Origin of the sequence: Streptomyces sporangiiformans (assembly GCF_005768555.2) — a bacterium.
Lineage (GTDB): Bacteria > Actinomycetota > Actinomycetes > Streptomycetales > Streptomycetaceae > Streptomyces > Streptomyces sporangiiformans.
This window is the reverse complement of the sequence record NZ_VCHX02000103.1, coordinates 1-22,409: the sequence shown is the minus strand read 5'-3', so window position 1 is coordinate 22,409 and position 22,409 is coordinate 1. Positions and strand designations below refer to the sequence as shown.

At 68.1% G+C, this 22,409-nt stretch carries 21 protein-coding genes and 7 pseudogenes; 16 read left to right on the top strand and 12 right to left on the bottom strand.

Annotated features, from left to right (window positions below; genetic code table 11):
- Positions 1-99: 99 nt before the first annotated feature.
- Positions 100-354, bottom strand: coding sequence for a hypothetical protein (locus FGD71_RS12270; protein ID WP_181359180.1), 255 nt, complete (start codon positions 352-354; stop codon positions 100-102).
- Between the two features lie 309 nt (positions 355-663).
- Between FGD71_RS12270 and FGD71_RS12265 the strand changes: the two are divergent.
- Positions 664-1,943, top strand: a pseudogene (locus tag FGD71_RS12265) (transposase).
- A gap of 21 nt (positions 1,944-1,964) precedes the next feature.
- On the opposite strand, the gene FGD71_RS12260 reads toward FGD71_RS12265, so the two are convergent.
- On the bottom strand, positions 1,965-2,537 hold the full coding sequence (locus FGD71_RS12260; RefSeq protein ID WP_119100441.1) for a TetR/AcrR family transcriptional regulator: 573 nt from the start codon (positions 2,535-2,537) through the stop codon (positions 1,965-1,967).
- A 143-nt stretch (positions 2,538-2,680) separates the two neighbouring features.
- Between FGD71_RS12260 and FGD71_RS12255 the strand changes: the two genes are divergently transcribed.
- Entirely contained in the window at positions 2,681-3,418 is a 738-nt protein-coding gene (locus FGD71_RS12255) for an SDR family oxidoreductase (RefSeq protein ID WP_119100440.1), read from the top strand.
- 483 nt (positions 3,419-3,901) lie between these two features.
- Here FGD71_RS12255 and FGD71_RS12250 read toward each other — a convergent pair whose 3' ends face one another.
- A complete protein-coding gene (locus FGD71_RS12250) occupies positions 3,902-5,359 on the bottom strand; it encodes an FG-GAP repeat domain-containing protein (RefSeq protein WP_119100439.1) in 1,458 nt (485 codons plus the stop codon).
- A 176-nt stretch (positions 5,360-5,535) separates the two neighbouring features.
- Positions 5,536-5,865 carry a DUF6207 family protein gene (locus FGD71_RS12245; RefSeq protein WP_240436547.1) on the bottom strand — a complete coding sequence of 110 codons (330 nt, stop codon included), beginning with the start codon at positions 5,863-5,865 and terminating at the stop codon, positions 5,536-5,538.
- Positions 5,866-6,002: 137 nt separating this feature from the next.
- Here FGD71_RS12245 and FGD71_RS12240 point away from each other — a divergent pair, with 137 nt between their 5' ends.
- Entirely contained in the window at positions 6,003-6,488 is a 486-nt protein-coding gene (locus FGD71_RS12240; RefSeq protein WP_181359179.1) for a hypothetical protein, read from the top strand.
- On the opposite strand, the pseudogene FGD71_RS12235 reads toward FGD71_RS12240, so the two are convergent.
- A pseudogene (locus tag FGD71_RS12235) lies at positions 6,481-6,783 on the bottom strand (transposase); the annotation flags it as partial. The gene FGD71_RS12240 and the pseudogene FGD71_RS12235 overlap by 8 nt on opposite strands.
- 215 nt (positions 6,784-6,998) lie before the next feature.
- On the opposite strand from FGD71_RS12235, the pseudogene FGD71_RS50135 reads away from it, so the two are divergent.
- Together FGD71_RS50135 and FGD71_RS12225 are read left to right on the top strand one after the other, a co-directional pair.
- Positions 6,999-7,313 (top strand): annotated as a pseudogene (locus FGD71_RS50135) (MFS transporter); the annotation flags it as partial.
- Positions 7,314-7,547: 234 nt separating this feature from the next.
- A complete protein-coding gene (locus FGD71_RS12225; RefSeq protein WP_140935874.1) occupies positions 7,548-7,916 on the top strand; it encodes a UBP-type zinc finger domain-containing protein in 369 nt (122 codons plus the stop codon).
- A gap of 107 nt (positions 7,917-8,023) precedes the next feature.
- On the opposite strand, the gene FGD71_RS12220 is transcribed toward FGD71_RS12225, so the two are convergent.
- From FGD71_RS12220 to folE, 3 genes are all read right to left on the bottom strand, one after another.
- The gene (locus FGD71_RS12220; RefSeq protein ID WP_119100436.1) at positions 8,024-8,965 is read right to left on the bottom strand and encodes a DUF5996 family protein; all 942 of its coding nucleotides are present in this window, start codon (positions 8,963-8,965) and stop codon (positions 8,024-8,026) included.
- Between the two features lie 315 nt (positions 8,966-9,280).
- Positions 9,281-10,195, bottom strand: a complete 915-nt coding sequence (locus tag FGD71_RS12215) for a RibD family protein (protein ID WP_119100435.1) — start codon at positions 10,193-10,195, stop codon at positions 9,281-9,283.
- Entirely contained in the window at positions 10,188-10,901 is a 714-nt protein-coding gene (gene folE, locus FGD71_RS12210) for a GTP cyclohydrolase I (protein WP_119100434.1), read from the bottom strand. The genes FGD71_RS12215 and folE overlap by 8 nt, the downstream gene beginning before the upstream one ends.
- 90 nt (positions 10,902-10,991) lie before the next feature.
- Between folE and FGD71_RS12205 the strand changes: the two genes are divergently transcribed.
- The 8 genes and pseudogenes from FGD71_RS12205 to FGD71_RS47355 all read left to right on the top strand — a co-directional run bounded on the left by FGD71_RS12205 (position 10,992) and on the right by FGD71_RS47355 (position 18,518).
- Complete coding sequence (locus tag FGD71_RS12205; RefSeq protein ID WP_119100433.1) at positions 10,992-11,288, top strand: sigma-70 family RNA polymerase sigma factor; 297 nt, start codon at positions 10,992-10,994, stop codon at positions 11,286-11,288.
- Between the two features lie 1,849 nt (positions 11,289-13,137).
- The gene (locus FGD71_RS12195) at positions 13,138-13,548 is read left to right on the top strand and encodes a VOC family protein (RefSeq protein WP_119100431.1); all 411 of its coding nucleotides are present in this window, start codon (positions 13,138-13,140) and stop codon (positions 13,546-13,548) included.
- A 305-nt stretch (positions 13,549-13,853) separates the two neighbouring features.
- A complete protein-coding gene (locus FGD71_RS12190; protein ID WP_119100430.1) occupies positions 13,854-14,375 on the top strand; it encodes a helix-turn-helix transcriptional regulator in 522 nt (173 codons plus the stop codon).
- Positions 14,375-15,048 (top strand): annotated as a pseudogene (locus FGD71_RS12185) (glyoxalase). The gene FGD71_RS12190 and the pseudogene FGD71_RS12185 overlap by 1 nt, the downstream one beginning before the upstream one ends.
- Before the next feature lie 436 nt (positions 15,049-15,484).
- Positions 15,485-15,688 carry a hypothetical protein gene (locus FGD71_RS12180; protein ID WP_420878271.1) on the top strand — a complete coding sequence of 68 codons (204 nt, stop codon included), beginning with the start codon at positions 15,485-15,487 and terminating at the stop codon, positions 15,686-15,688.
- Positions 15,689-15,894: 206 nt separating this feature from the next.
- Complete coding sequence (locus FGD71_RS12175) at positions 15,895-16,098, top strand: cold-shock protein (protein WP_119100429.1); 204 nt, start codon at positions 15,895-15,897, stop codon at positions 16,096-16,098.
- Between the two features lie 673 nt (positions 16,099-16,771).
- Entirely contained in the window at positions 16,772-17,311 is a 540-nt protein-coding gene (locus FGD71_RS50130) for a DUF6777 domain-containing protein (protein WP_420878272.1), read from the top strand.
- On the top strand, positions 17,244-18,518 hold the full coding sequence (locus FGD71_RS47355; protein WP_162931106.1) for a hypothetical protein: 1,275 nt from the start codon (positions 17,244-17,246) through the stop codon (positions 18,516-18,518). Before FGD71_RS50130 ends, FGD71_RS47355 begins: the two co-directional genes overlap by 68 nt.
- 45 nt (positions 18,519-18,563) lie before the next feature.
- Here the strand turns inward: FGD71_RS47355 and FGD71_RS12165 are convergent.
- The 3 genes and pseudogenes from FGD71_RS12165 to FGD71_RS12155 form a co-directional block, all read right to left on the bottom strand.
- Positions 18,564-18,707, bottom strand: a pseudogene (locus FGD71_RS12165) (cation diffusion facilitator family transporter); the annotation flags it as partial.
- 40 nt (positions 18,708-18,747) lie between these two features.
- Entirely contained in the window at positions 18,748-18,969 is a 222-nt protein-coding gene (locus FGD71_RS12160; protein WP_240436546.1) for a hypothetical protein, read from the bottom strand.
- A 470-nt stretch (positions 18,970-19,439) separates the two neighbouring features.
- Positions 19,440-19,886, bottom strand: coding sequence for an anthrone oxygenase family protein (locus tag FGD71_RS12155; protein ID WP_119100426.1), 447 nt, complete (start codon positions 19,884-19,886; stop codon positions 19,440-19,442).
- Positions 19,887-19,977: 91 nt separating this feature from the next.
- On the opposite strand from FGD71_RS12155, the gene FGD71_RS12150 reads away from it, so the two are divergent.
- Both FGD71_RS12150 and FGD71_RS12145 read left to right on the top strand, forming a co-directional pair.
- On the top strand, positions 19,978-20,556 hold the full coding sequence (locus FGD71_RS12150; RefSeq protein WP_119100425.1) for a TetR/AcrR family transcriptional regulator: 579 nt from the start codon (positions 19,978-19,980) through the stop codon (positions 20,554-20,556).
- A gap of 123 nt (positions 20,557-20,679) precedes the next feature.
- A pseudogene (locus FGD71_RS12145) lies at positions 20,680-20,898 on the top strand (integrase core domain-containing protein); the annotation flags it as partial.
- Positions 20,899-21,490: 592 nt separating this feature from the next.
- Here the strand turns inward: FGD71_RS12145 and FGD71_RS12135 are convergent.
- Positions 21,491-21,881 (bottom strand): annotated as a pseudogene (locus FGD71_RS12135) (DEAD/DEAH box helicase); the annotation flags it as partial.
- A 163-nt stretch (positions 21,882-22,044) separates the two neighbouring features.
- Between FGD71_RS12135 and FGD71_RS12130 the strand changes: the two are divergent.
- Positions 22,045-22,281: a hypothetical protein gene (locus FGD71_RS12130; protein WP_119100423.1), complete on the top strand. Its 237-nt coding sequence runs from the start codon at positions 22,045-22,047 to the stop codon at positions 22,279-22,281.
- Positions 22,282-22,409: the final 128 nt, after the last annotated feature.

Sequence of the window (22,409 nt, the reverse complement as noted above, 5' to 3'; positions counted from 1 at the left end):
AGACGATCACCCGACGGCGATCACGCCGCCTGCCAGCACGAGGACCGCATCACGGGCTCACACCAGTACCGCGACCTGCGAGTTCAAGATGAAACGATCTCAATGAGCGAGGTACCAGGCTTCCCACTCACCGTCAGACGTGACCACGCACGGGTTGAGGAGGTAGACGTCGGTGGCCTCCGGCGTGTGACTGATCTTCAGGGTGTGCGGCAGGTACTCGAGTCGGAACGAGACAGGGTCCTGGGCCTCGCCGTACACGAAACAGTCCTCGTCACCGACCCGAAATCCAGCATCGCCGTATCCGTCAGTCCAGCCGGTGACGAGCTCGAGGGCCAGGTCCCGCGCCCATCCCACCTCACGGACCGGCAGGATCCGGTCGATGTCATGGGTTGATAGGAGGGTCCCCCACCGTGGTCTCGCATGTTGCCCACGGTGGAAGACTAACGGCGGGCACTGACACGCCACGGCCGGACTTCGCGCACTCGACGGATCCGCAGCACCCGAGGTTAAAACTCAAGCTCAGCTTGTTCTTTATGGTCTGACCTCGAACGATGCCCCGAACGCGATCGTTCGTTCGAGGATTCCGGGGACCTGAACACGGCCTCCGTCTGATCCTGTGCTCCGACCAAAGAGGCACTTGACCAGCACGAAGGGCGTGGGGGAATGAGCCTGCTGCATCACGATGCCCGGCGGGAAGCGTTCGCGGTGGCGTCACACTTCCGGGACGACTTCTTCGACTGTCTGCCCGTGCGCGGGGACACGCTGTTCGAGCTGACCGACGCGTTGCTGTGCGCGGACGGGCCGGTGACCACGCCGGTGGACCTCACGCTGACGGCCGAGCACCGGCGCGGTTCGCGGTCACGGCGCGAAGTACGACGCGCTGAACAGTGGGAACGTCGATGTGCATCGGCTGCGGCAGGTGCTGGCCGGGTTGCCGCAGCCCGGGGCCGCCGACGGGCGCCTGGTCCTGGAGGCGGACGTCACCCACTGGCTCCGGCCGGACGCTCCGTGCAGTGCGGACCGCTTGTTCTGTCACGTCTATGGCCGTAGCGGACGCTCGTCGGACCAGTTCGTGCCCGGCTGGCCCTACTCGTTCGTCGCCCCGCTGGAGTCGGGCCGGACCTCGTGGTGCCAGATCCTGGACGCGCTGCGGCTGGGGCCGGCCGACGATGTCGCCGAGGTCACCGCTGTCCAGGTCCGCCGCGTTGTCGAGGACCTCATCGACATGGGCCGTGGGAAGGCGGGGGACCACGACATCCTGATCGTCTTCGACGCCGGCTACGACGCTCCGCGCATGGCCTACCTGCTCGCGGGACTGCCGGTGGAGGTCCTGGGGCGGATGCGCACGGACCGCGTGATGCGCAAGCCGGTTCCGGTGCCGTGGATCTCACCACCGCAGGGCGGACGCCCGCCGAAGCACGGCAAGGAGTTCCGCTTCGCCAAGCCCGATACTTGGGGCGAACTCGATGCCGCGACCGTGCAGGTCACCGACCGCTATGGCACAGCTCGCGCGATGGCCTGGGACCGCATCCATCCTCGTCTGACCACGCGCTCCGCGTGGATCGACCACACCGGCGAACTCCCCGTCATCGAGGGCACGTTGATCCGCCTGGAGGTCGACCGCCTGCCCGGTGGCCACGCTCCACTCCCAGTCTGGCTGTGGTCGTCGGCCACCGGCCTGTTGGGCAAGGACGTCGACCTGCACTGGCAGGCGTTAGAGAGGCCGGCCGAGCCCGGTCGGCTCACCCCCGCCCGGGTGTGCCGGGGGGGGCAGGAACCTCCGCCCGAACTTGCCCTGTCCGGCCCGTTCGCCGAAACTCAACCGGCCCGGCCCCGGCAGGTCACCCGGCTCGAAGAACCAGCTCCCCGCCATCCGCTACGACGTGGGCAAAACGGTCAGGCGGTCCGAGACCATTGCCGAGCGTGACCAGGCCAGACCGTAAAGAACAAGATCAGAGGCGGCATCACGACCGGGCAGCCAGTCCGTCCAGGGTGAGGTCGAGTAGGCGTTCGGCCTGCTTTCGTTGTTCGGGCTGTGCTGAGGTGAGGGCGATGCCTGCGAGGGCCGCGCCCATGTCGGACGGGCTGATGTCGGTGCGGATCGTCCCGGCGGCTGCACATGCGTCCATCAGTGCGGTAATGGCAGCCTGGATCATCTCCCGGCTGTGGCCGTAGGGGTTTTCTCCCGTAGCAGCGATGGCGCGCAGGGCGTCGACCATGCCGAGTTTGGCAGTGACGTAGTCCAGGAAGAGGCGCGTCCAAACACGCAGGGCTTCGTGTGGCGGCTTCGTCGCCAGAAGGTCGGGGACTGCGTCGCACAGCTGGGCCACTTCGTTGCGGTAGACCGCCTCGATAAGAGCTTCACGGGTAGGGAAGTTGCGATACAGGGTTGCGCTGCCCACGCCCGCTGCTTTGGCGATGCGCTCCAGATGTGCGTCCAGCCCCTCTTCGGTGAACACGCTCACCGCAGCCTCGAGGATCTTGTCCCGGTTGCGTCGCGCGTCAGCACGCAACGGGCGTTGTGCGTCTTTGGCCATAGGCGGCTGCTGTCTCCTCTCCAGTCTTCCGCAGTTGCTAACCGGAGGCTCCCCCATTTAATCTCCAATAAATGGGGGCTCCTCCAGTTCACTGTAGGTCATGGTCTGACCTGCGTGCATTCACCCTGTAGGGACTGTTGATCATGTCGGAAATCGCAGGCAAGGTAGTAGCGATCACAGGTGCCAGCAGCGGCATCGGAGCGGCGACGGCGACGTACCTCGCCGAGAAAGGGGCCCGGCTCGTACTGGGAGCCCGACGGGAAGACCGGCTGAACGCCGTGGTGGACCAGATCACTGCGCAGGGCGGCTCAGCCTCCGGAGCCGTCATCGACGTGACGCGCCGGGAAGACTTGAAGCTCCTCACGGACATGTCAGTCAACCGGTTCGGCCGGCTCGACGTCCTGGTTTCCAACGCCGGCACGATGGCGGTGTCACCGTTCGACGACCTGCGCCAGGACGACTGGGACGCGATGGTCGCGACTCACATCACCGGCCTGCTGAACGGGATCGGAGCGGCACTGCCCGTCTTCCGGCGGCAGCGTTACGGCCAGTTCGTCAACGTCGCCTCCACCGCGGCCTACGTCGTGAAATCACCGCAGAGCGTCTACGCGGCCACCAAGGCAGCGGTCAAAGTACTGACCGAGGGGCTGCGGCAGGAGTCCGGTCCCGACCTGCGTGTCACCCTCGTCTCACCCGGGTTCACCAACACTGAGGGCGTCGGCAAGGGAGCAAGCCCCGAGGCAGCGGCGGCGATGGCCCGACAGCGCGACGAGATCGCTATCCCGCCCTCCGCCATCGCATCCGCGATCGGTTTCGCGATCGAGCAGCCCATCGGCGTCGACATCAGCGAGGTCGTCGTCCGGCCCACTGCGCAAGCCTGACGACCAGCAGAGGCAACAGCGTTCGATTGGGCGGGGTTGCAAACAGGCACTGACTGGTCTTTAACGTCCCTGCACGGCAGGGGCGTTGAAAGACAAGCTAAGGCCAACTGGCGTGCTCAGTCACAGAACCGCGCCTGTGACTGGGTGCCTCACTTGGCGGGTGGGCGCTTTGGTTGGCGGAGCTGAGCGATTCAGGTGGCGGGCGGGGCAGGGGTCCGGCTCGGCCGTTGATCACTCGTGGGGCCAGACCGGGGCTGGGTCGGGAGCATGCTTTCCGCCTTGCTGGCCAGCGGAAACGTGTTCCTGCGCAGCAGGCCGCAGTTGGGCAAGCTCCGATGCCCCGGTTCCAGGTGCAGCTGCCACCGGATCCACGGTCGCCTTCGCGATGCCCAGCAAACCCCGAGTGCGGTCCCTGACCTCGGCGGCCGTTTCCCTGATTGCTGCACGGGTTGCCGATCTCTCAGTGCGGCGGGCGGTTCCTCGTCAGCCCTCGCCGAAATCCTTGGTCTCGACGAAGCGGCGGTCCGTCGTCGACGGGCCGTCCTTCGTGCCGCGCAGAATCCAGTAACCGCCGCCCTTGGGCGGCTTGTAGCCGCCGGTCGTGCCGATCAGCAGCTCGTCGCGCCCGTCGGTGTCGAGGTCCGCCAGGAGTAGGTCCCAGCCAAAGTCGTCGCCGTACCCCCGTGGGGGGCGAGCGAGGCCGATCGCGGATCGGTCGATCGTGAGGGTGCGGGATGAGCTGAGGCCGTCCTTGCCGCCGAGCAGCACCGCCACGGGGGAGCCCTTCAGGGAATAGGCGGCGATGTCGTCGCGGCCGTCGCCGTTGCTGTCGCCGACCGTGACGCGGCTACCCATCCGCAGCCCGAGCCCGCCGGAGGCGGGCCTGTCTCGGCCCGGTCCCTTGCCGCTGCCGTACACGGCGACTGGCTCATCGCCGTCGCGCCGGGCGAGGATGTCGTCACGGCCGTCGCCGTCGAAGTCCCCGGCGGCGACGGGGGTGGCGCCCTGGCCGGTGATGCCGGGTACGGCTCCAGCGGGCTTCAGCCCTTTGGCGGTGCCCCGGTAGAACGCGGCGTCGAGGACGTCGTCCGGCATGTCCTCCTCGAAGCGCACGTCCTCCTCGTCGTACTCGGCCTTGGTCACCAGATCGTCGCGGCCGTCGCCGTCGAAGTCACCCACGACGGTGTGGGCTATGGACGCCCAGCCGCCGTGACCCACGTCGAGGGTCGAGGTGGTCCGGGGCACGCCGTCGCGGTTCAGCGGGCCGTGCAGGACAGTGGCGTGTTGGGGCTTCCGGTCGTACCCGCTGCCCGGCTTCGCAAGGGTCAGCAGGTCGAGGGTGCCGTCGCCGTCGAAGTCGCCGGCGGCGGTGGCCGGGAGGACGTCGGCAGGCAGCTTGGTGGCGCCCGAGGGGCCGTCGGGGCCGCCCCAGACGATGCGCTGCTCGTCGGTCAACTTCTCGCCGTGATACACCGTGTTGCGTACGACGACGTCGGCGTGCCTGTCATCATTCAGATCCCCGGTGAACTGCTTTGACTGATCGTCGGCCCACGGAAAAGGGGTGAGCGCGGGTTGGGGCTTGAAGTAGCGGCCCGTGAGGCGGACGGCCGTGCCCGGCTTCGTACCGCCGGGCGCGGCGAAGACGACGAAACGGCTGTTATGCCAGCCGGCTCCGGCCTTCGGCTCGTGGTACCAGCTGTTGACGACCGCGTCGGCGTACCCGTCGCCGTTGATGTCGTCCCGGTTGAACGGGCTGCGGTCCCCGTCGACGGGGGAGTGGGCGGGCGGCGCGGACTTGCCGTCGCCCCGGTCCCGTTCGGCGGGGGAGTGGGACGGCGGCGCGGACTTGCCGTCGCCGTCTCCCGAACAGCCCGTCAGCGTCAGGGCGGCCGCGCAGAGGATGGCCGGGACTGTGGCAAGGCGGCGGGGCAGTGGATACATGCGACAAAAGCCTGCGCGGTGGGGCTTACGAGCCGGTAACAACCGGGTCATGATCGCGGCTCGATCGATATGCCGTGATGACCCCAGCAGCTCGACTCCACAGTGGTGGCACATCCGGCGTCAGACGGCAATGACGTTATGTTCCAGGTGTATGCACGGATAACACCCGCGTCTGATCAATGTGGCGCACCCGTACGCAGGCCGCTCGACCATGCCCCCGACCAGGCTGCCGCCTTCCCCATCCACGGCTGGTCAACGCGGTGTCGTGGCATCACCGCTGTGCACGTGGGCGGACTCTGGTGAGTCGACTTGCTGGCGCAGGTCCAGGTAACAGCGCAGCCGTACGCCGGGTCGGCCGCCTCCCGGGTTGTTCGGTCCGCCGTCGCGGTCGCCCACCGGGCGGCGATCGCCTCCTGGAACGCGAACGCGGTTGCGTCGTCGGCGGCCGCGACCTCCACGATGACCAGACCCGGCTCTGCCACATGCGCTTCGTTGATCAGCGTCATGAAAGGCCCCACGTGCAGAGTCAGGCAGAGGTTCTCCGGTGCCGGCGTCTTCACTGGCCGAGTCGGGGGGTGCCCTTATGTCCTTGGTCAAGGGAAACGGGGGTGCGTTGGGTTGGGGAGCCGGACAGCATGGCCGGGTGGCTGATCTGCTGTGGGATGACGTGAGCTGTTTCTTCGACCCGGACTTGATGGGGTCGCTGCCAGACGTGCGTGTTCCGAATGCCTCGGTGGAGGACTGGCAGGCGGTTCTCGATCTTGTCGCGGAGAAGGGCTGGAAGTGCCAGTACTCCGACGGAGAGACGGTGCTTCCGGTGCCCCGGGCGGAGGGCGTGCTGTCCCGCCCGGCGGATGCCGAGTGTCCGGACCTGCGGGTCTGGCCGGCTGCCGATGTGTTGGCGATCTTTCGTTTCCATGCTGACGATGAAGTCGATTTCGACGTCGACCTGCGGGAGTTGCAGGGCCAGGAGCGACTTGATGTGTTCTGTGGCTTCCTTCGGGAGATCGGGCGGCGGTTGGGCAAGCCGGTGCTGATGGACCCGGAGGGCGACTGTGGCCATCCGGTACTCGGCTTCGACGTCGAGGCTGATCGAGTCGTTCTCCTCGCAGAGCCGCTGGTCAGGTGACTGCGGCTGACGTCTGGGGTTCGTAGAAGGTGCCGTCGCGGAGTATCGCGAAGAGGGTGTCGGCCCTGCGTCTGGCGAGGCAGAGCAGGGCCTGGGTGTGGTGCTTTCCCTGGGCGATCTTCTTGTCGTAGTAGGCCCGGGAGGCCTGGTCACCGAGCGCCGCGAACGCCGATAGGAAGTAGGCCCGCTTGAGCTGCTCGTTTCCTCTCCGGAAAGGCTGTTCGCCGCGGATCGATGAGCCCGAGCTCCGGGTCGCCGGGGCGAGACCCGCGTAGGCGGCCAGGTGGCCGGCGTTCTGGGTCTGCGACCAACAAGGTCCCTACCCGGCCATGGCACTCGACGGCTCGGGCCGACCGGTCGACGCCGTCGCGAGCAACATGGGCCACCTCCCCTGACCGGTAGGCTTGCCCGCTCCGGCGTGTTGACGCGAGCCCATGCCTGACGCCTCCTCAACCGGGAGGTCGCCGTATCCGCCTCCGGCGTTCCGTGGTCAACGGACATTGAAGAACCCTGTCCATAACTTCGGCTCCGCTGCCCACCCAGACCGCTGCTCACCGGGCCGTCCTGAGCGTCCCCGCTGGCCCGCGCCTGCGGGTCAGCAAAACCGGCGAGCCCGCCGAAGGCGCGACCTACTCGGTCCTTTCCCTCAGCCGCAAATTCGGACAGGCCATCGGTGCCGCCGCCGCGGCCTACATCATCGGCCTCGGAGCCTACGAATCCGGCGCGGCCACCCAAAGCGACGTCGCTCTCACCTCGATCAGAATTGCGGCCGGGGCTGTTCCGGCGTGGGTCACCATCCCCGCGATCGCCGTCATGGTGCCCTACCCACTGACCGAGAAAGGCGAGCGCAGGTCGGGCGCCGTTGCGGCGCAGGTGGCGGCATCGTCGCACGGGTGGCTGGCGGATCAACTGCTGCAGCGGCTGGCTCCCGCAGCAGCACTCCGTACGGGAGAGTCGCACAGTCCACACCGGGCTCGTCCACTCCGGCGGCCGTGCGGCAGTCGGTCCACCCCTCCTGAACAAAAATACTCAAACTTGCACAAAATGTATGATGGGTGCATGTCTGATGGCACGTCCCAGCCCATCCCCGGAATCGACCCCACCGCGCGGCCGAGCGGGGAGGGGTGTGTGGAGTGCCTGGCGGGCGACGGCCCCGGATGGTGGTTGCACTTGCGGCGCTGCGCCGCCTGCGGGCATATCGGATGCTGCGATTCCTCACCTTCCCAGCACGGCACCAGGCACGCGCGTGACGCCGGGCACCCCTTCTTGACCAGCTTCGAACCCGGAGAGAGCTGGTTTTGGAATGTCGAGACCGAGACGTTCTGCGAGGGGCCGCAACTGCTGCCGCCCACCTCCCGCCCGGAATCCCAGCCGGTGCCTGGCCCCAAGGGCAAGGTGCCTGCGGACTGGCGGCGGCACCTGCACTGAAAGCCCCACAAGCGAGGCGAACGGGAACGGGAACGGGAACGGCAGGACGGGATCAGTCGCGAGTTGTGGCCGGGTCGAAGCCGGGGCGAGCGCGCGCCGAGTCGGGATCAGGCGGGAGGAGCCGCAAGGTGCTGGTCCGTTATTCCTCCAGGGCAGGCCAGCCCGGCCACGTCCCAGTCGGCACGCCCGGCTCCGGCCCGGTAGGCGCTGTCGTAGAAGGCGAGCACGGTGGCGTAGGGGTCTGCTTCGGCGCGGGCATCGTCGTAGCGGAGCACGGCCAGATGACTGCCGTTGCGCGCCACCCATCGGGCGGAGCCGGGTACGAGCGGCTCCTCCGCCAGCCCTGGGGGTTCCGGAGCGGTGTAGGAGTAGAAGGCCGGCTCGGGGAAAGTGTCGTCCCCGAACCAGAAACCGAAGCTGATCACCTCATGGGAGTACGCCTCGCGGGTGACCGGGTCGGCCTCCGCCGGCTGTTCAACGTGCCGTCCGGAGAACCTGCTGTAGGCAATGTCAAAGGTGTGCCAGAAGTGGTGCACGGGGCTGCCCTTTCCCGAGAAGTCAGCCGCGAACTCCTCGAGCGCCAGAGCCACTTGGCTGAGGACTCGCCAATAGCGGTTGACCTGCACGGGATCGTAGGCCGCGTGTTCGGTGTCCTCGGCGAACGGCCGGGCTGCGTCCGGCAAGTCGAACGGGCTGGGGACTGGGATGTCCACCCGGACACCCAGCACAGCCAGAGCGTCCAGGGTCGCGCGGTGGAAGGACGCCACGGACCGGCCGGAGAGCGGAAAGGACACCACTGTGCCGTCCAGCGAAGCGGCCACCAGCTGGTGGCCTACAAAGTCGAAGTCGATGGTGAACGGATTACCCTCGGCCTGCCCCATCGGACGCGTGGTGATGCCACGTCCGGTGAGGTGGAAGGGCACATTCCACCAGTGGTTGCGCCGAACGCTGGCAGCGAGCCGGATCTTGCCGACGACCTGTGCGAACCGGTGCAGCGTCTCCTTACAGTCCCGCCATTCGGCGAGCGGAATCGGCGGGAAGATCTCCATGAGCCTTCCTTCCTGCTCGGAGGCTCCGGCTGAGCGCGGATACCGGCTGACTCCTCCATGGTGGCCGACCCTGTCGCGTACGGCACGCCGCCAGGGACGGACCACCGTTTACGGCACGTCGTCGCAACGCCCGCTTCAAACGACCGCCAGGGCTCCCGGCGCGAGGCCTGGCCGAGGGTGAGCGGGCCCGACCGAGTTCGCGGAGTGGGAACGCACCGACGAAGCCGCGGGCCGCCGAAGCCCGCAGACGCAGTAGAGGTAAGCACCCAGACCGTAATTGAAGACCTTCGCCAATAGGTGACCAAGCTCCCCTGATCAGGCGTTCGGTGTCGCCACCTCGGTCTGCGGCGATCGGCCAGTGCCGCTGCTGCCTGGGGCCCGAAGCCGGTAGCGGAGAAACAGATATGAATCCCGTCGCCGGATGCTGATCAGGTCTGTCCACTCTTGCCGGTTCGGCAGGAGTTCGAGCCCCTCGATCAGTCCGGGGCGGGCGGTGCCGGTACGGCCGGCGAGTACCGGGGATGTCGTGACGAACAGCTCGTCCAACAGCCCCTCGCCGAGCAGGTGGCCGGTGAGATGCGGCCCGCCCTCAGTGAGCACCGCGGTGTGCCCCTGAGCATGGAGAGCCGCGAGCACATCGGCCATGCGGAGGGTGGGTTCTTCGCCTGCGATGAGTACCGTGCATGCCGCTGGGAGGCGTCCCTCCAGTTTGCGGGCGCCGTCCAGTGTGGTGGTCACGAGCGCGCCCGACTGCAGGGCTGGGTGCTGGGTGGGCAGGTCGCCGCTCGCGGTGACGACGACCAGTTCCGGTTGGGTGGCGCGGCGCAGGCTGCGTCGTAGTGCGGCGAAGTCGGGGGCGGCTTGTGGACAGACGTGGTCGGGTGTCCAGAGATGGCGGGGTGTGGCGCGGAGCGTGCCGGCCCCGATGAGTACGGCGTCGGCGCAAGCGCGCAGCAGCCCCATGACGAAGCGGTCCGCCGGTTCACGCCCGCTGATCGCCGAGCCGGAGGAGGGGAATTCGGGGCCGAGTGCCACCACTCCGTCGATGGAGCTGACAAAGTTCGCGTACACGCACGGCAGGGTGAAACCCAGATCGCCGCCGTAGGCCGTGGCGAGCGCCGGAGGCAGACCGAAACGGGGCCGCCCGGTCTCCTCGTACAGCAACTCCAGCGGCTCCAGCAAGCCCGTCTGTGTTCCGCCGACGGGGTGCCCGGCGCTGTCCTCAGCCATGGCCGGCCAGACCCCGCTGGCCGCACAACGTGAAGAATTCGGCACGCAGTTGCGGATCCTCGTCGTAGGTGCCCCGCCAGTGGGTGGTACGGGTGCTGGACTCGATCTCCCGTACGCCGCGCATCTGTGTGCACAGATGCACCGCTTCCAAGTGGACCGCGACACCGTGGGGCAGAAGGATCTGCTGCAATGATTCGGCGAGCTGGCGTCCGATGCGTTCCTGCATCGAGAACCGGCGGGCGAAAAGCCGCACCAGCCTCGTCAGCTTGGACAGCCCGACGATGTGCTCATGCGCGATATAGCCGACGTACGCCTTGCCGAAGAACGGCAGGCCATGGTGCTCACAGAGGGCGAAGAACGGGATCGGCCCTTCGACGATCTGGCTGATCCGGCAGTCCGACCCGCCATGGCATTCGGTCTCGAAGGCGGTGACCAGCTTCTCGTCGCCTTCGTACCCGCTGGTCGCGTCGAAGAGCGCACGCAGGAAGCGCCGGGGAGTGTCCACCGTGGCTTCCGACCCAACGGCCAGGCCCAGTGCCCCGAAGATCTCCCTCATGTACCCCTCGAACCGCTGCCACTCCTCGGAGGTGATCTGCCGCGGAGACACGGCCGCCCACTCCACCTCGTCCGTGAGGGGTACGAGCCGTTCGCCCACCATCCCCACGACGGGCGGGGGACCATGCGTCTGCGTGTATTGCTCGTTCATATGCGGCCCCAAGACGCGACGAACATCTCGTGGAGTCAGTTTCTTCCATTATCGCCCTGTACGTGCGGGAGTGCTGAGCGCGTTCACGACATGTCCTGCCGCGGCAACACTGAGTTGCCGGTCAGGGGCCCCGGCTCCTGCGGGGCGACTGGCACAACCGCCGAAGGCCTCCTGCAGGAGGCCACTGCCCGCGCCCGGAAACTCTTCAACGCCGAGACCACCGACGCCGACTCCATGCGCCCCTGGATGGTCACCGTCGTACGCAACCTGGTCATCGACCACCACTGGGCCCGCAGTCTTTGCCCGCTCGAGACCACCGCATCGACGACATCAACCTCCCCGTCACAGGTCGTCCTGGACGCTCTGGACAAAATGATCGACCTGTAATGGGAGGTGATCTCCCTCACCTGCTATCGCGGCGACACCGTCTGGCAGACCTCGGGACACCTCGGCATACCGCCTGGCACCGTCAAGTTCCGACGCACTACGCGCTGCGTGCCCTGAAGGACGCCTTGGGTGCCGGCGGCGCCCTGCACCCGTGACTGCCTGTGCGAGCCGCGGTTTTGCAGCCGGTGGCACGTTCATTGACGACACCCGACCTGAGGAACGACGAGTGACGGCCACCGATCGCTACCTTCGCCGCGGCCTTCGGTTACACGCCCCGAGGTGAGAGCTCGCTGGGCAATCCGCAGCTTCGGTCGGTGGTTTTCAAGGTCACCGGCCGGTACGTGAGAGCCTTCGACGACGTCACGGTGCGGTTTCTGGACGCCCGGCAGTACATCGTCAACCGCCCGGTGAGGTCCTGCGCCTGGCCCGCATCCCCCAGCTCGAGATCCCCGGTCGTCGTGCAACAACTCGTCAGCCGTCGGCCGACGACCGCTCGACGACCCACGAAGCCTGCGCCGTCAGGCTGCCTGAGCGAGGGGATTCGGGACCGTGGCGGACTTTGCGGGACGGCTCCGCCTCCTAGCGAGGCGGCCACCGCGCCGAACCGCAAATCCTGCTGGCTGTTTCCCGGACGACGCGCTGGCAGCCGCTGCGTACCTTCGTTCTAGCCGCGGGGCCGGCCGATTGACGTCAGCGTCGCCTCCGCAGCTTGTCCAGCAGCCGCTGGGCCTGGGCCCTTCGCCGCGGATCGGCGGAGGCCCGACGTACCTGTTCGATGGTGCGCCGACCCTGTGGGCTTCTGGCGAACCGCTTGATCTTTTCTATCATTCCTGGCACGACTCTCCTCCTACGACGAGGGCGGTGAAGTGGATCCGTGCGCAGCCCTGTATACCCCGCTGCGGCGGAGTAAGCGCCTGTCGATGCGCCCGCGCGTGAACCCGGGGCTCTGGCAGGCTGGGCTGGGATGCAGCACATCTGTGCGCAAAACACTACGCCGGGTGGGATAAGCAAAGAATCTTGGTACGTCATGCCGAGGGCCGAGATGGCGAGGTGACGCCTGAGGGTCGGCCCCGCCCGTCCCGTACTTCGACTGGCCCACCAACCCGTGCTGCTCGTCTTCAACCAGACCTGACCGTGCCTGGCGCGTAGCACCATCACATCGCCACCCTGGCTGGCGTCCTGGCCGATCTGGCTGAGGAGGGGACACTGCACGGGGACATCAAGCCCGACAATCCCTTCTGGTACAACGATGGCCCGGTGCTGGGCGACTTCGGTATCGCGGCCTCCGCCGACGCCCGGCCCGGCCAGATCCGTGTCGGGGGAAAGCTCGGCACGGCCAACTTCATCGCACCCGAGATGCGCGAACGCCGCTCAGGCGCCAAGGCAGACGTGTACTTGCTATCCAGGCCGTCGACTGCCGGCCCAGCGCGGCGACCCGCTCGGCCCGGTCCATGACCTTGACCTTGACCTTCACCGCGCGCCCGGTTGCGAGGCCCTCGACGAAGTCGCGCTCGGAGGTGCCCAGCGTGGCAGTCGGCGCTGAGAAGCAACGCCGGGCGGAATCGATGCAGTCCTCGATCCGGAGGGCTCTGTATTCGCTCGAGCTGAGGCTCACACGTCCCCGCAGGGGGCGGTCGACCAGTGTTGGGGAGTTCCCGGCCGGAGGCACTGAGCGTGGTGGACTCGATGAACCGGACGATGACCTGCCCGCGCCGGGCCTGAATGTCACGCGGAACGCACTTGTTTCCCGCGACAGGCCACGTGAACGTGAACGTGAACGTCCAAGCGTGGCCGGATCGATCAGGAATCGAGAAGCGCGGGACACGGAGCCGGTTCTAGCCTGCTCGCCATGGACATCACCATCCACACGAGTTCCCTGCCGCACGACGACCCGGACGCGTCGCTCGCCTTCTACCGCGACGTCCTCGGCTTCGAAGTCCGCAGCGACGTCGGGCAGGGCAGGATGCGCTGGATCACGGTCGGCCCGGCCGGTCAGCCCAACACGTCCCTCCTCCTGGCGCCGCCGACTGCCGACCCGGGGGTCACCGAGGACGAGCGCCGCACCATCACCGAGATGATGGCCAAGGGCACGTACGGCTGGATCCTGCTGGCCACTCCGGACCTCGACGCCACGTTCGAGAAGGTGCAGGCCGGTGACACCGAGGTCGTCCAGGAGCCGACCGAGCAGCCGTACGGCATCCGGGACTGCGCTTTCCGCGACCCTGCGGGCAACCTGGTCCGCATCCAGGAGCTTCGCTGAGCCGTGCGGGCATCGATGCGGCCGTGCTGGCCCGCACAGCGACCACCTGCAAAGAACGCGGCGCGCCATCGCAGAGGAGCCCGCCTGCTGGCCGCCCACCAGGGCCGCGTCCGCAGCCTCGTTGCACCGGACAGGGGACCGGAGGTCCTTCCCGCTGCTGTCCGGCAGTTGCTCGACCGGCTGGTCGGCTCCGGCGGGCCGCTCCTCATCACCGATGGCCTGGGGTGCTTGTCTCAGCAGGCACCCCAGGCGCCCCAGGCGCTCGTCGGCGTCGATGGAAGAGGAAAGAAAGGGGGAGTGCCCCCATGTGTCAGCCCGAGTGGCGGCGTGCACGGGTCGAGGCGCAGCGCCTGACCGATCTAGCGCGGCTGCGCCGTGTCCGCGACCGGATCGACAGGGAGTATGTGCAGCCGCTGAACGTGGAGGCGCTCGCCCGCGGTGTGAACATGTCCGCCGGGCACCTCAGTCGGCAGTTCCGGGCTGCCTATGGCGAGTCGCCGTACGCGTACCTGATGACGCGTCGCATCGAGCGCGCGACAGCGCTGCTGCGGCGTGGCGACCTCAGCGTCACCGAGGTCTGCTTTGCGGTCGGCTGCGCGTCGCTGGGAACGTTCACCACCCGCTTCACCGAGCTGGTCGGCATGCCGCCCGGGGTTTTCCGGCGCCGCGCGGCGGATGCGGCGGCCGACCGTGCCGATGCCACAAGTACGGCCGGTGATGCGGGGCCTGCGGTCACGGTGGAGGGGATGCCGGCGTGTGTGGCGAAGCAGGTGACAAGACCGGTCAGGAATCGAGAAGCCCCGGCCGCCGAGCAGCCTCTAGCGTGATGGCTATGGCAACCACCGCATCCACCATGTCCATCACATCCGTCACCCTCGAGGTGGCCGACCCTGAGGCCGCCCATCGCTTCTACACCGCCTTCGGAGTGGACACGCACATACACCTGCGGGCGTCCGAGGCGCATTCCGCCGGATTCCGCGGCTTCACCCTGGCGCTCACGGTGTCCCGGCCAGCCACCGTCGACAACTCCTCGGCGCCGCCGTGGACGCCGGCGCCACGGTGCTGAAGCCCGCCGCGAAGTCGATGTGGGGCTACGGCGGCGTCGTCCAGGCGCCGGACGGGACGATCTGGAAGGTCGCGACCTCGGCGAAGAAGGACACCGGCTTGGCCACCCGTGAGATCGACGAGATCGTCCTCCTGCTCGGCGTCGAGGACGTGAAGGCAAGCAAGCAGTTCTATGTCGGCCGGGGCCTGACCGTAGCCAGGAGCTTCGGCGGCAAGCACGCCGAGTTCGCCTCCGGCGAGTCCAGCCCCGTCAAGCTGGCGCTGTACAAGCGCCGCGGCTTGGCCAAGGACCTGGGTGTCCCTGCCGACGGCACCGGCTCACACTGCATCGTCCTCGGCAGCACTGTCGGCTCCTTCACCGACCCGGACGGATTCGCCTGGGAGGCTGCTCCGTCGCTAATTTCCGCGCCGTCCACGGCGTCTGCAGTGTCCTGACTCCCGGCCCTGGCTCCCGCCCCGACCTGCCTCATCCCTGTACGAGAGAAAACTGCCACGCGGCACACGAGTCGTCTGATCCCCGGCACGGCCGCCGAGGAGTAACAACGGATTCACCGCCGAAGAGCGGGCCGCGAACAAGGAGCACGCGCAGGAGCAGAAGGAGTTGACCGCAGCCGACGAACAGTGCATCCCCTCGTGGTCACGTGTCCCCATGGGGGCGGCGGTCGCGAACGACGACTCGGTTCGCTCTGAAACCGATCTACGTTTACGGTTTCCGATTGTTTGAAGTCCTCGGGTCAGGCGCGCGAGCGTCTCAGGGATCTTGCGCACAGTCATGCTTTGTTGCAGGAGTTCGAGGTCCGCGCCGTGAGCGCCGAGGTGGGTCAGGAGCGGCTGGTAGCTGTCGGGGCGATCGCGGGCCGAGGGGGGTGCAATGACCGATGAAGTCGGCGTCATCACCGGCGACCTCACCCTCGCCACCACCGCCCTGCCCGGCGGGCGCGCCGCCGCCACGGTCCAGTACACCGGCGCTGCGGAGTGGTACACCCTGACCGGCAGTCCCGTTCCGCTCCGCCCGGCCAACTGGCCGCGCTCCACGACGACGTTGTTGAGCGTGTCCGGCAGGGAGGCGGGGTAATAGCCCCGCATTGAATGCGGCTCTTGCTCTATGGATGTTGCTCTCTGGTGGCGGCTGGTTTCGCCGTGTAGCGTCGCTGTCAGATGTCGTGGTTCGCATGACCTGCCCGCGCTCCGGCGTGGGCTCTTTGTTGTGCAGTGCTGGACCAGGGCGATCACCTCTGGGTCCGTGCGGTGCGGACCCGATAGCGACTGAGAGGCACGAGCATGGCACGCGGAACCGTGAAGTGGTTCAACGCTGAGAAGGGCTTCGGTTTCATCGAGCAGGAAGGCGGCGGTCCGGACGTCTTCGCGCACTACTCCAACATCAACGCCTCCGGCTTCCGCGAGTTGCTGGAAGGCCAGGCCGTGACCTTCGACGTGACGCAGGGGCAGAAGGGCCCGCAGGCGGAGAACATCACGCCCGCCTGAGCTCGCGGCCAGGACGTCATCGGGGCGCCCCGGAGCACGCGCACGCGCTCCGGGGCCCTGACGCATCCCGTGCCGACGGGCCCGCGACGGCCATGATCTGGCCTGCCGGTGTTGCTTCCAGGCCCGGGCTGCGTCCGCTGCCCGCCCCGCCCGCGACACCGGGCCGCTCACCGTCTCGGGGCTGCTGTCTGCACGCGGTGGCTGGGCACGCTCCAGAACCCACCGGGGACGAAGCCCTGGCCGGGGAGGCCAACAGGCGTCCGCCCGCGGAACAGGTCTGGGAAAACAACGAGGGTAAACCTGTGAAGGCCCACGGCGTTCGAGACGCCGTGATCTGGCTGACCCTCCTCGAAGGGGCGAGCCGGACCAGCACTACGGGCGATGCCCGGCCGGTGCCGGGGCACCGACTCGGGCCGTCTCACACGCGCGTAGACGCCCGCGCCCCCGGAGAAGGGGGCCTCGGCCGACCTTGACACCTGTCGACGAGGGGCGAAGGGTGGAAATCGAGGCCCCATACCCAGGACATTCCGCTGATGTTGGATCGCCCTCACAGCGGGACCGTGTACGGTCCGCCACCCCCACCACCAGCCGGCCCGCAAGCGCAGACACCACCGCCGGAAGGTAGGGGCCCAGCAGATCCGCGCGGCACAGGCGCAGGGTTGCCGTCGGCCCTCTGGGCACCGGGAAAGGTGCCCGTGGCCAGCAGGTATGGAAGCGAACTCGTGCTGTTCGCCGGTACCAGGAAGACATCCCCCGGCGACCCTGCCGACCGGCGGACGTACTGCGGGTCGGAACCGCTTTACTGCTGGACCGGTACGCGGTGCTGTGGGTGCGTTGCTCCAGCGGTGACCCCCCGCCTTCCCTCACGGCGGTCACCGACGAGCCCGTTGACGCCGGGGAGCGCCGACCCGGCTTCGAGCCCGGCACGGCGATACTGCCCTCCCGCCGGCCGCTGGGTGTCCTGATGCTCACCCACGTGACCGCCGACGACCGGTTCGCCCGCCCGGTGGGCGGCACCGGCCCAGCGGACGGGGACATGGCCGCGGCATCCGCGGGCGGCGCTCACCGTGACAGCGGCCCCGGCGAGCAGCTGAGGGCGTCCGGACGCCCTGGGGACGGGGGGAGCCCTAACCAAGCGAGGATCCATGACGACGCCAGAACAATTGATGAACCTGACCACGGAAGAGCTCCTGAACAGGAGGTTGACCAGTGACGAACTGAGCAGGCTGACGGGGCAGCAGCGGCATGAGCTCAAGAGCAGGATCACGGGTGCGATTAAGAACGCCAAGGACCAGACGACTCAGCTCGTCAGGCAGTCGAGGTCGCTCCGGGACCAGCTCAGTCGGCTCGCCAACAATATCGATCACTTCAACCGTCTCCGCGCGGACGATCCAGCGAGGCAGGACGCCCTTAATGCGCTGCAGAGGCAGGCCAACGAGGTCACCAACAGGAGGCAGGAGGTGGATGCGGCCCTGAAGAACACCAGGGACTTGGTCAGGAACGGACAGCAGAGTCGACGGGTTCTGGGGGACGTGAGCAAGGCGCGCGGTGCGGGCCGCGTCGTGAGGGCGGTGACCCAGAAGATGGCGGCTCGGCCGTCTCTTGGGGATCACCTCATGAGGCTCACTTCCAGGGTGAGGGCATTGCTTCCGAAGCCACCCGACTTCATGCGGCCCATACGTATGGTGCGCAACGGCATCGTGAACGTGGCAGGCACAGTCAAGAGCGGGCTCGTGCAGGCCGCCCGCGCTGTGGCCAACGGCGTCGTGAACGTGTGGAACGCGGGCGTGGGCTTCGTGCAGAGAAACTGGACCAGGATCACCCAGGGCGTTGCGACTGCTTGGGCCTGGGCGAAGACCGTCGGAAAACCTTTCGTACGGGCGATCCCCCACTTGGCGAGAGTCGCCGTCGGTGCCATTGGTGGGCCCTGGGTTCTCGCGGGCGTCGGAATGATCGCGCTGGTGGGAATCGGAGCCTGGGCATGGAGCGCCTCCAACACCCCCGACCCCGTCAAGCCGCCAAACGTACCGGGGCCGGAGGAACCGGGGCCGAACCAGCCGCCGCCCGGTGACCAGGATCAGCCCCCGCCCGGCGACCAACCGCAAGACCAGCCGCCGCCCGGCGACCAACCGCAAGACCAGCCGCCGCCCGGTGACCAGGATCAGCCGCCGCCCGGCGACCAACCGCAAGACCAGCCGCCGCCCGGCGACCAGGACCAGCCGCCGCCCGGCGACCAACCGCAAGACCAGCCGCCGCCCGGCGACCAGGACCAGCCCCCGCCCGGCGACCAACCGCAAGAGGAGCCGCCGCCTGAGCAGCCGCCCGCGGAGCCCACGCCTGAGGAACCCCAGCCCCAGGAGCCCCCCGCACCCCATGAGCCGCCGCCTCCGGTGCCGCCGCCTCACCCGGCGCCCCAGTAGCGGATGCCCCGGCTCCGCAGGACAGCCAGCCTTGGCTCCCGCGCACTACGCCACGGCGTGGTGCGCCAGGGCCTCGTGCGGATCCGGCTCGCCGGTGACCGGGTCCGCGTGGACCAGGGCCGCGGTGAGCCGTGGTGCGGCGTGCAGCAGGGCGCGTTCGGCCTCGACGGCGACCCGGTGGGCCGCTCTACCGACTTCCAGAACGTGCTCTATATCCCAGGCCGCATCGTTAATCGGGCCTCCGGCGGCGGGCGAAGGCAAGACCGATACCCGCGACGTGCTCGTCATCCTGGGGCCACAGCTCGGCGAGCAGATCGTCGGCGGCTCCGAGCGCGCGGCGCGCGAAGTAGCCGTGCAGGGCTGTCGAATGGCGCTCCACCAGCGGCTCGAAGGAGGCCGGGTCGCGTGCCGTACGACTCAGCAGCTCCTCGTCGTTCGGGCCCGTGGTCATGGGACCTCTGTTTCCGGAGCGCCGGTCGGCGGTCTCACTCCCTACTTGGCGAACGCCACCGACAGCGTTCGCGCCCCCAGACCGAGCCCTACTGTCGCCTCGCCGGATTGCCCGGGCCCCGGCGGGGATTCAGGTGGAACTCGCCTTCGCCGCCCCGTTGGCGGCAGGGGCCGCAGACGGGCGGTCAGCGGGTTTCAGACCCAGCGCGGTTAGCCGCTGCTGCTGGTCTTCCGACGGCTCGGCCCAGGATTTCGCCTGCTGCTGGATCCAACGCCCCAGATCATCGCCCTCAAAGACCTCACCCGAACCAGAGCCGGGAGCCGCGCAGGTCATCGAGGGGCGTAGCTTGTCGGGATCGCAGTGGTGGGCTCTCGGCGGCAGTCGCATTCCCGGATGTCGGGATTTCGGTGGCCCGCTGCCGCCCGGGGAGTGGGGATGGTGCGCCGCCAGCGTGGTGTCGGCCCGCGGGGTCAGGCGAGGGCGGCGACCAGCAGGGTGAAGGCGGCGATGATGACGGCGACACGGACGTAGTGGAAGCGGTCCCAGCGGTTCATCTGCTCCTTCCAGTCCTCGGGCCGGTTCTCGGGAGTCCACGTCTTGCCCCGGTTGTTGATCGGGACGAGCAGCAGGAGCGACATGATCACGCTGAGGATCAGCAGCGCGCCGGCGGTGACGACGAGTCCGGCGCCGTCGTGGTGCCATCCGGCGATGGCCCAGACCGCGACGAGGACGAGCGAGCCGATGTACCAGACCGGCATCACGGCGCCGAGCATCCGGCCCCCGTGGCTTCGGCCGAGCTGGCCGCTGTCCTCGGGGAGTGCGTTGAAGATCGGGTTCATGACGAAGGCGACGGAGAACTCCACCCCCACCATCACGCCGACGACCACGGTGGTGAAGACCTCGAGTGCGTTGAGCATGATGACCTCTCCAGGTATCTAGCGCTGCTAGCTGACGAGGCAACGCTAGTACTGCTGCCGCTCGATTGTCTAGCGATGCTAGGATCGAGCCATGTCGGTACAGGAACGCAAACAGCGCGAACGGGCGGAGCGCGAACGCCTCATCGTGGCGACAGCCCGCGAACTCGCCGAGCAGCAGGGCTGGGACGCGGTCACCACCCGCCGGCTCGCCGAGCGCATCGAATACAGCCAGCCCGTCCTCTACAGCCACTTCCGAGGCAAACGCGAGATCATCGGCGCCGTCGCGCTCGAAGGCGCCACCGAGATGGCCGCGGCGCTGCGGGCCGCGGCCTCCGCCGCGGACGGCCCTCGCACCCGGGTCACCGCCCTCGCCCGCACCTACCTCGACTTCGCCGAGCGCAACCCGGCGGTCTACGACGCCCTGTTCCAGCTCGACGGCGGCCTGGCGTTCGCGGCCGAGGACACCCCGGAACCTCTCAAGGACGCCTTCGCCGCGTTGCTGGAGAGCCTGGGCGAAGTCGCCGGGGACGGCGTCCACCCGGGGCTGTTCACCGAGGTGTTCTGGGCAGCCCTGCACGGGCTGGCGACGCTGACCCGGGCGGGACGGCTGCCGCCGGCGGAAGCTGAGCGGAGGGTGGAACTGCTGGTGGACCGGCTCGCCATGGTCTGACACACCGTCCCGGCGGGCACGCAGCCGAGGTCCCCGCCGAGTCCCGCTGCCTGCGGCATCGCTTCCGGTCACTCGCGCCACACGGCGCAGCCGCAGATCGCCGGGCCCCGTACCCAGACGGGCACCCGCCCCTACCGGCCGCAGACCAACGGCAAGGTCGAACGCTTCAACCGCACCCTGCTCGACGAATGGGCCTACCTGCGGCCCTACACCAGCAACACCGAACGCACCACGGCCCTGGCAGACTTCCTCCACACCTACAACCACCACCGCTGCCACACCGCACCCGGCGGCCAGCCACCCATCACCCGCATCAACAACGCTGCGGGTCAATACACCTAGGGCGCGGGCGCCAATGGGTAGTCGGGGTGTGCTGGTTGGGAAGCGGTGTAGTGCCTAGGGAGGTCGCGCCGCTACTGACGGCGGGCGCGCTGAACCTGACGGTCCTGGTGGTGGGAACGGCCCTGCTGGCACTGATCGATGTACCGTTCGCCACCTGCGTGCCCGTCACATGCCGGCCGAGCGCCGGGCGCCGTGGTCAGCGTGTCGCCCAGCGCATGAACCTGGGCATGGCCTGGGTCAACACCTGGGTGCTGCCGCGTCGTTGCGATCACGGCTTCGGCGACGTCATGCACCTTGGTGCTGAAGATTCGCCTGGGACCCGGGCGCTGGGGGAGGTCGCATGTCTGCCGCCTTCCCGGGAGTGCCCTCACACCCCCACCGCAGCGATACGATCAACTCAATGGGGCGGGCTGATAGTTGGCGCTTTGGGCGGTCGTTGGCGCTGGTGTGACGACGCAGCACAGCTGGACATCCCATGTGCCAGATACGGCGCGTCGTCACAGCTGGTCCGGCGACAGCCCTTGACAGTTGGCCGACCTCGACCACAACCCCGACTCGGCGTCCAAGAGTTCCTTGCGGTGGGCGTCGAATTCGGGAACGCCTTGGTGGCGCCGATCCCGGTCTCCGCCGTCGTAGGGCACGGCGTGTAGGCCGGTGATGCCGTGCTCTCTCAGCCATCGGAGTAGGGCCTGGTAGCCCTCGAGCCAGACCAGGGCTTCCGGCCCGTGCACCCGTGTGCACAGGAACGCGGCGATGGTGGCCGCATCCCGCGGGCTGGAGAAGTGCAGCAGCGCCGACTCGGCCGCACCGTCGGTGCCGTTCTCCTGGTCTTTGCCTTCGCCCGCGCCGTCGGCTCCGATGATCCGGCCTTCTTCGTCCCGCTGGACATGCACCTTCCGCTGCCCGCTGGTCAGGCCCCGGTTGGCGAGCTGCTCGACGAGGCGTTCCGAATGGGAGCCCAGGCCTTGGAGTACGGCTACTAGGACCTGTCCGGGCGATCATGTGACCGCTCTATGTCCGGGGCTTGGCCCTCTCTGAGGATCCTGTACGCGAGATCTTGTTCGCAGGTGTGACCGCCCTCGCTTGACAGGTAGACAGTCGATCACCCCTAGACTGCGATCAACATCAAGTTGATCGGAGCACGACATGTATCGCCTTGCCGCGGCCCTCACGGCAGTCAGCACCCTCGCCCTCGCCGGGTGTGCGCAGAACTTCGACCAGGGGCCCGATGGGAAGGTCACCGACAAGATCAAGGACGGGAAGAAGTTCTACCTGGTTGTCGATCCGACCACGGCAGGTGAAGAGAAGAAGTTCCGGGTCAGCAAGTACGACTACCACGACTGCAACCGGGGCTCGAAGTACCCCAAGTGCGTCGACGACTAGCCTCGTGCGAGCCGCCCCGAACTGTCACACGGCGTCGGCCTGTAGCTCGGTCACCCGGCAGGGCGGACGGCCCATCGGTGAGTTCCAGCTCGTTCAGGCCATGCTCGCTGAGTCGCACGCTGAGATGT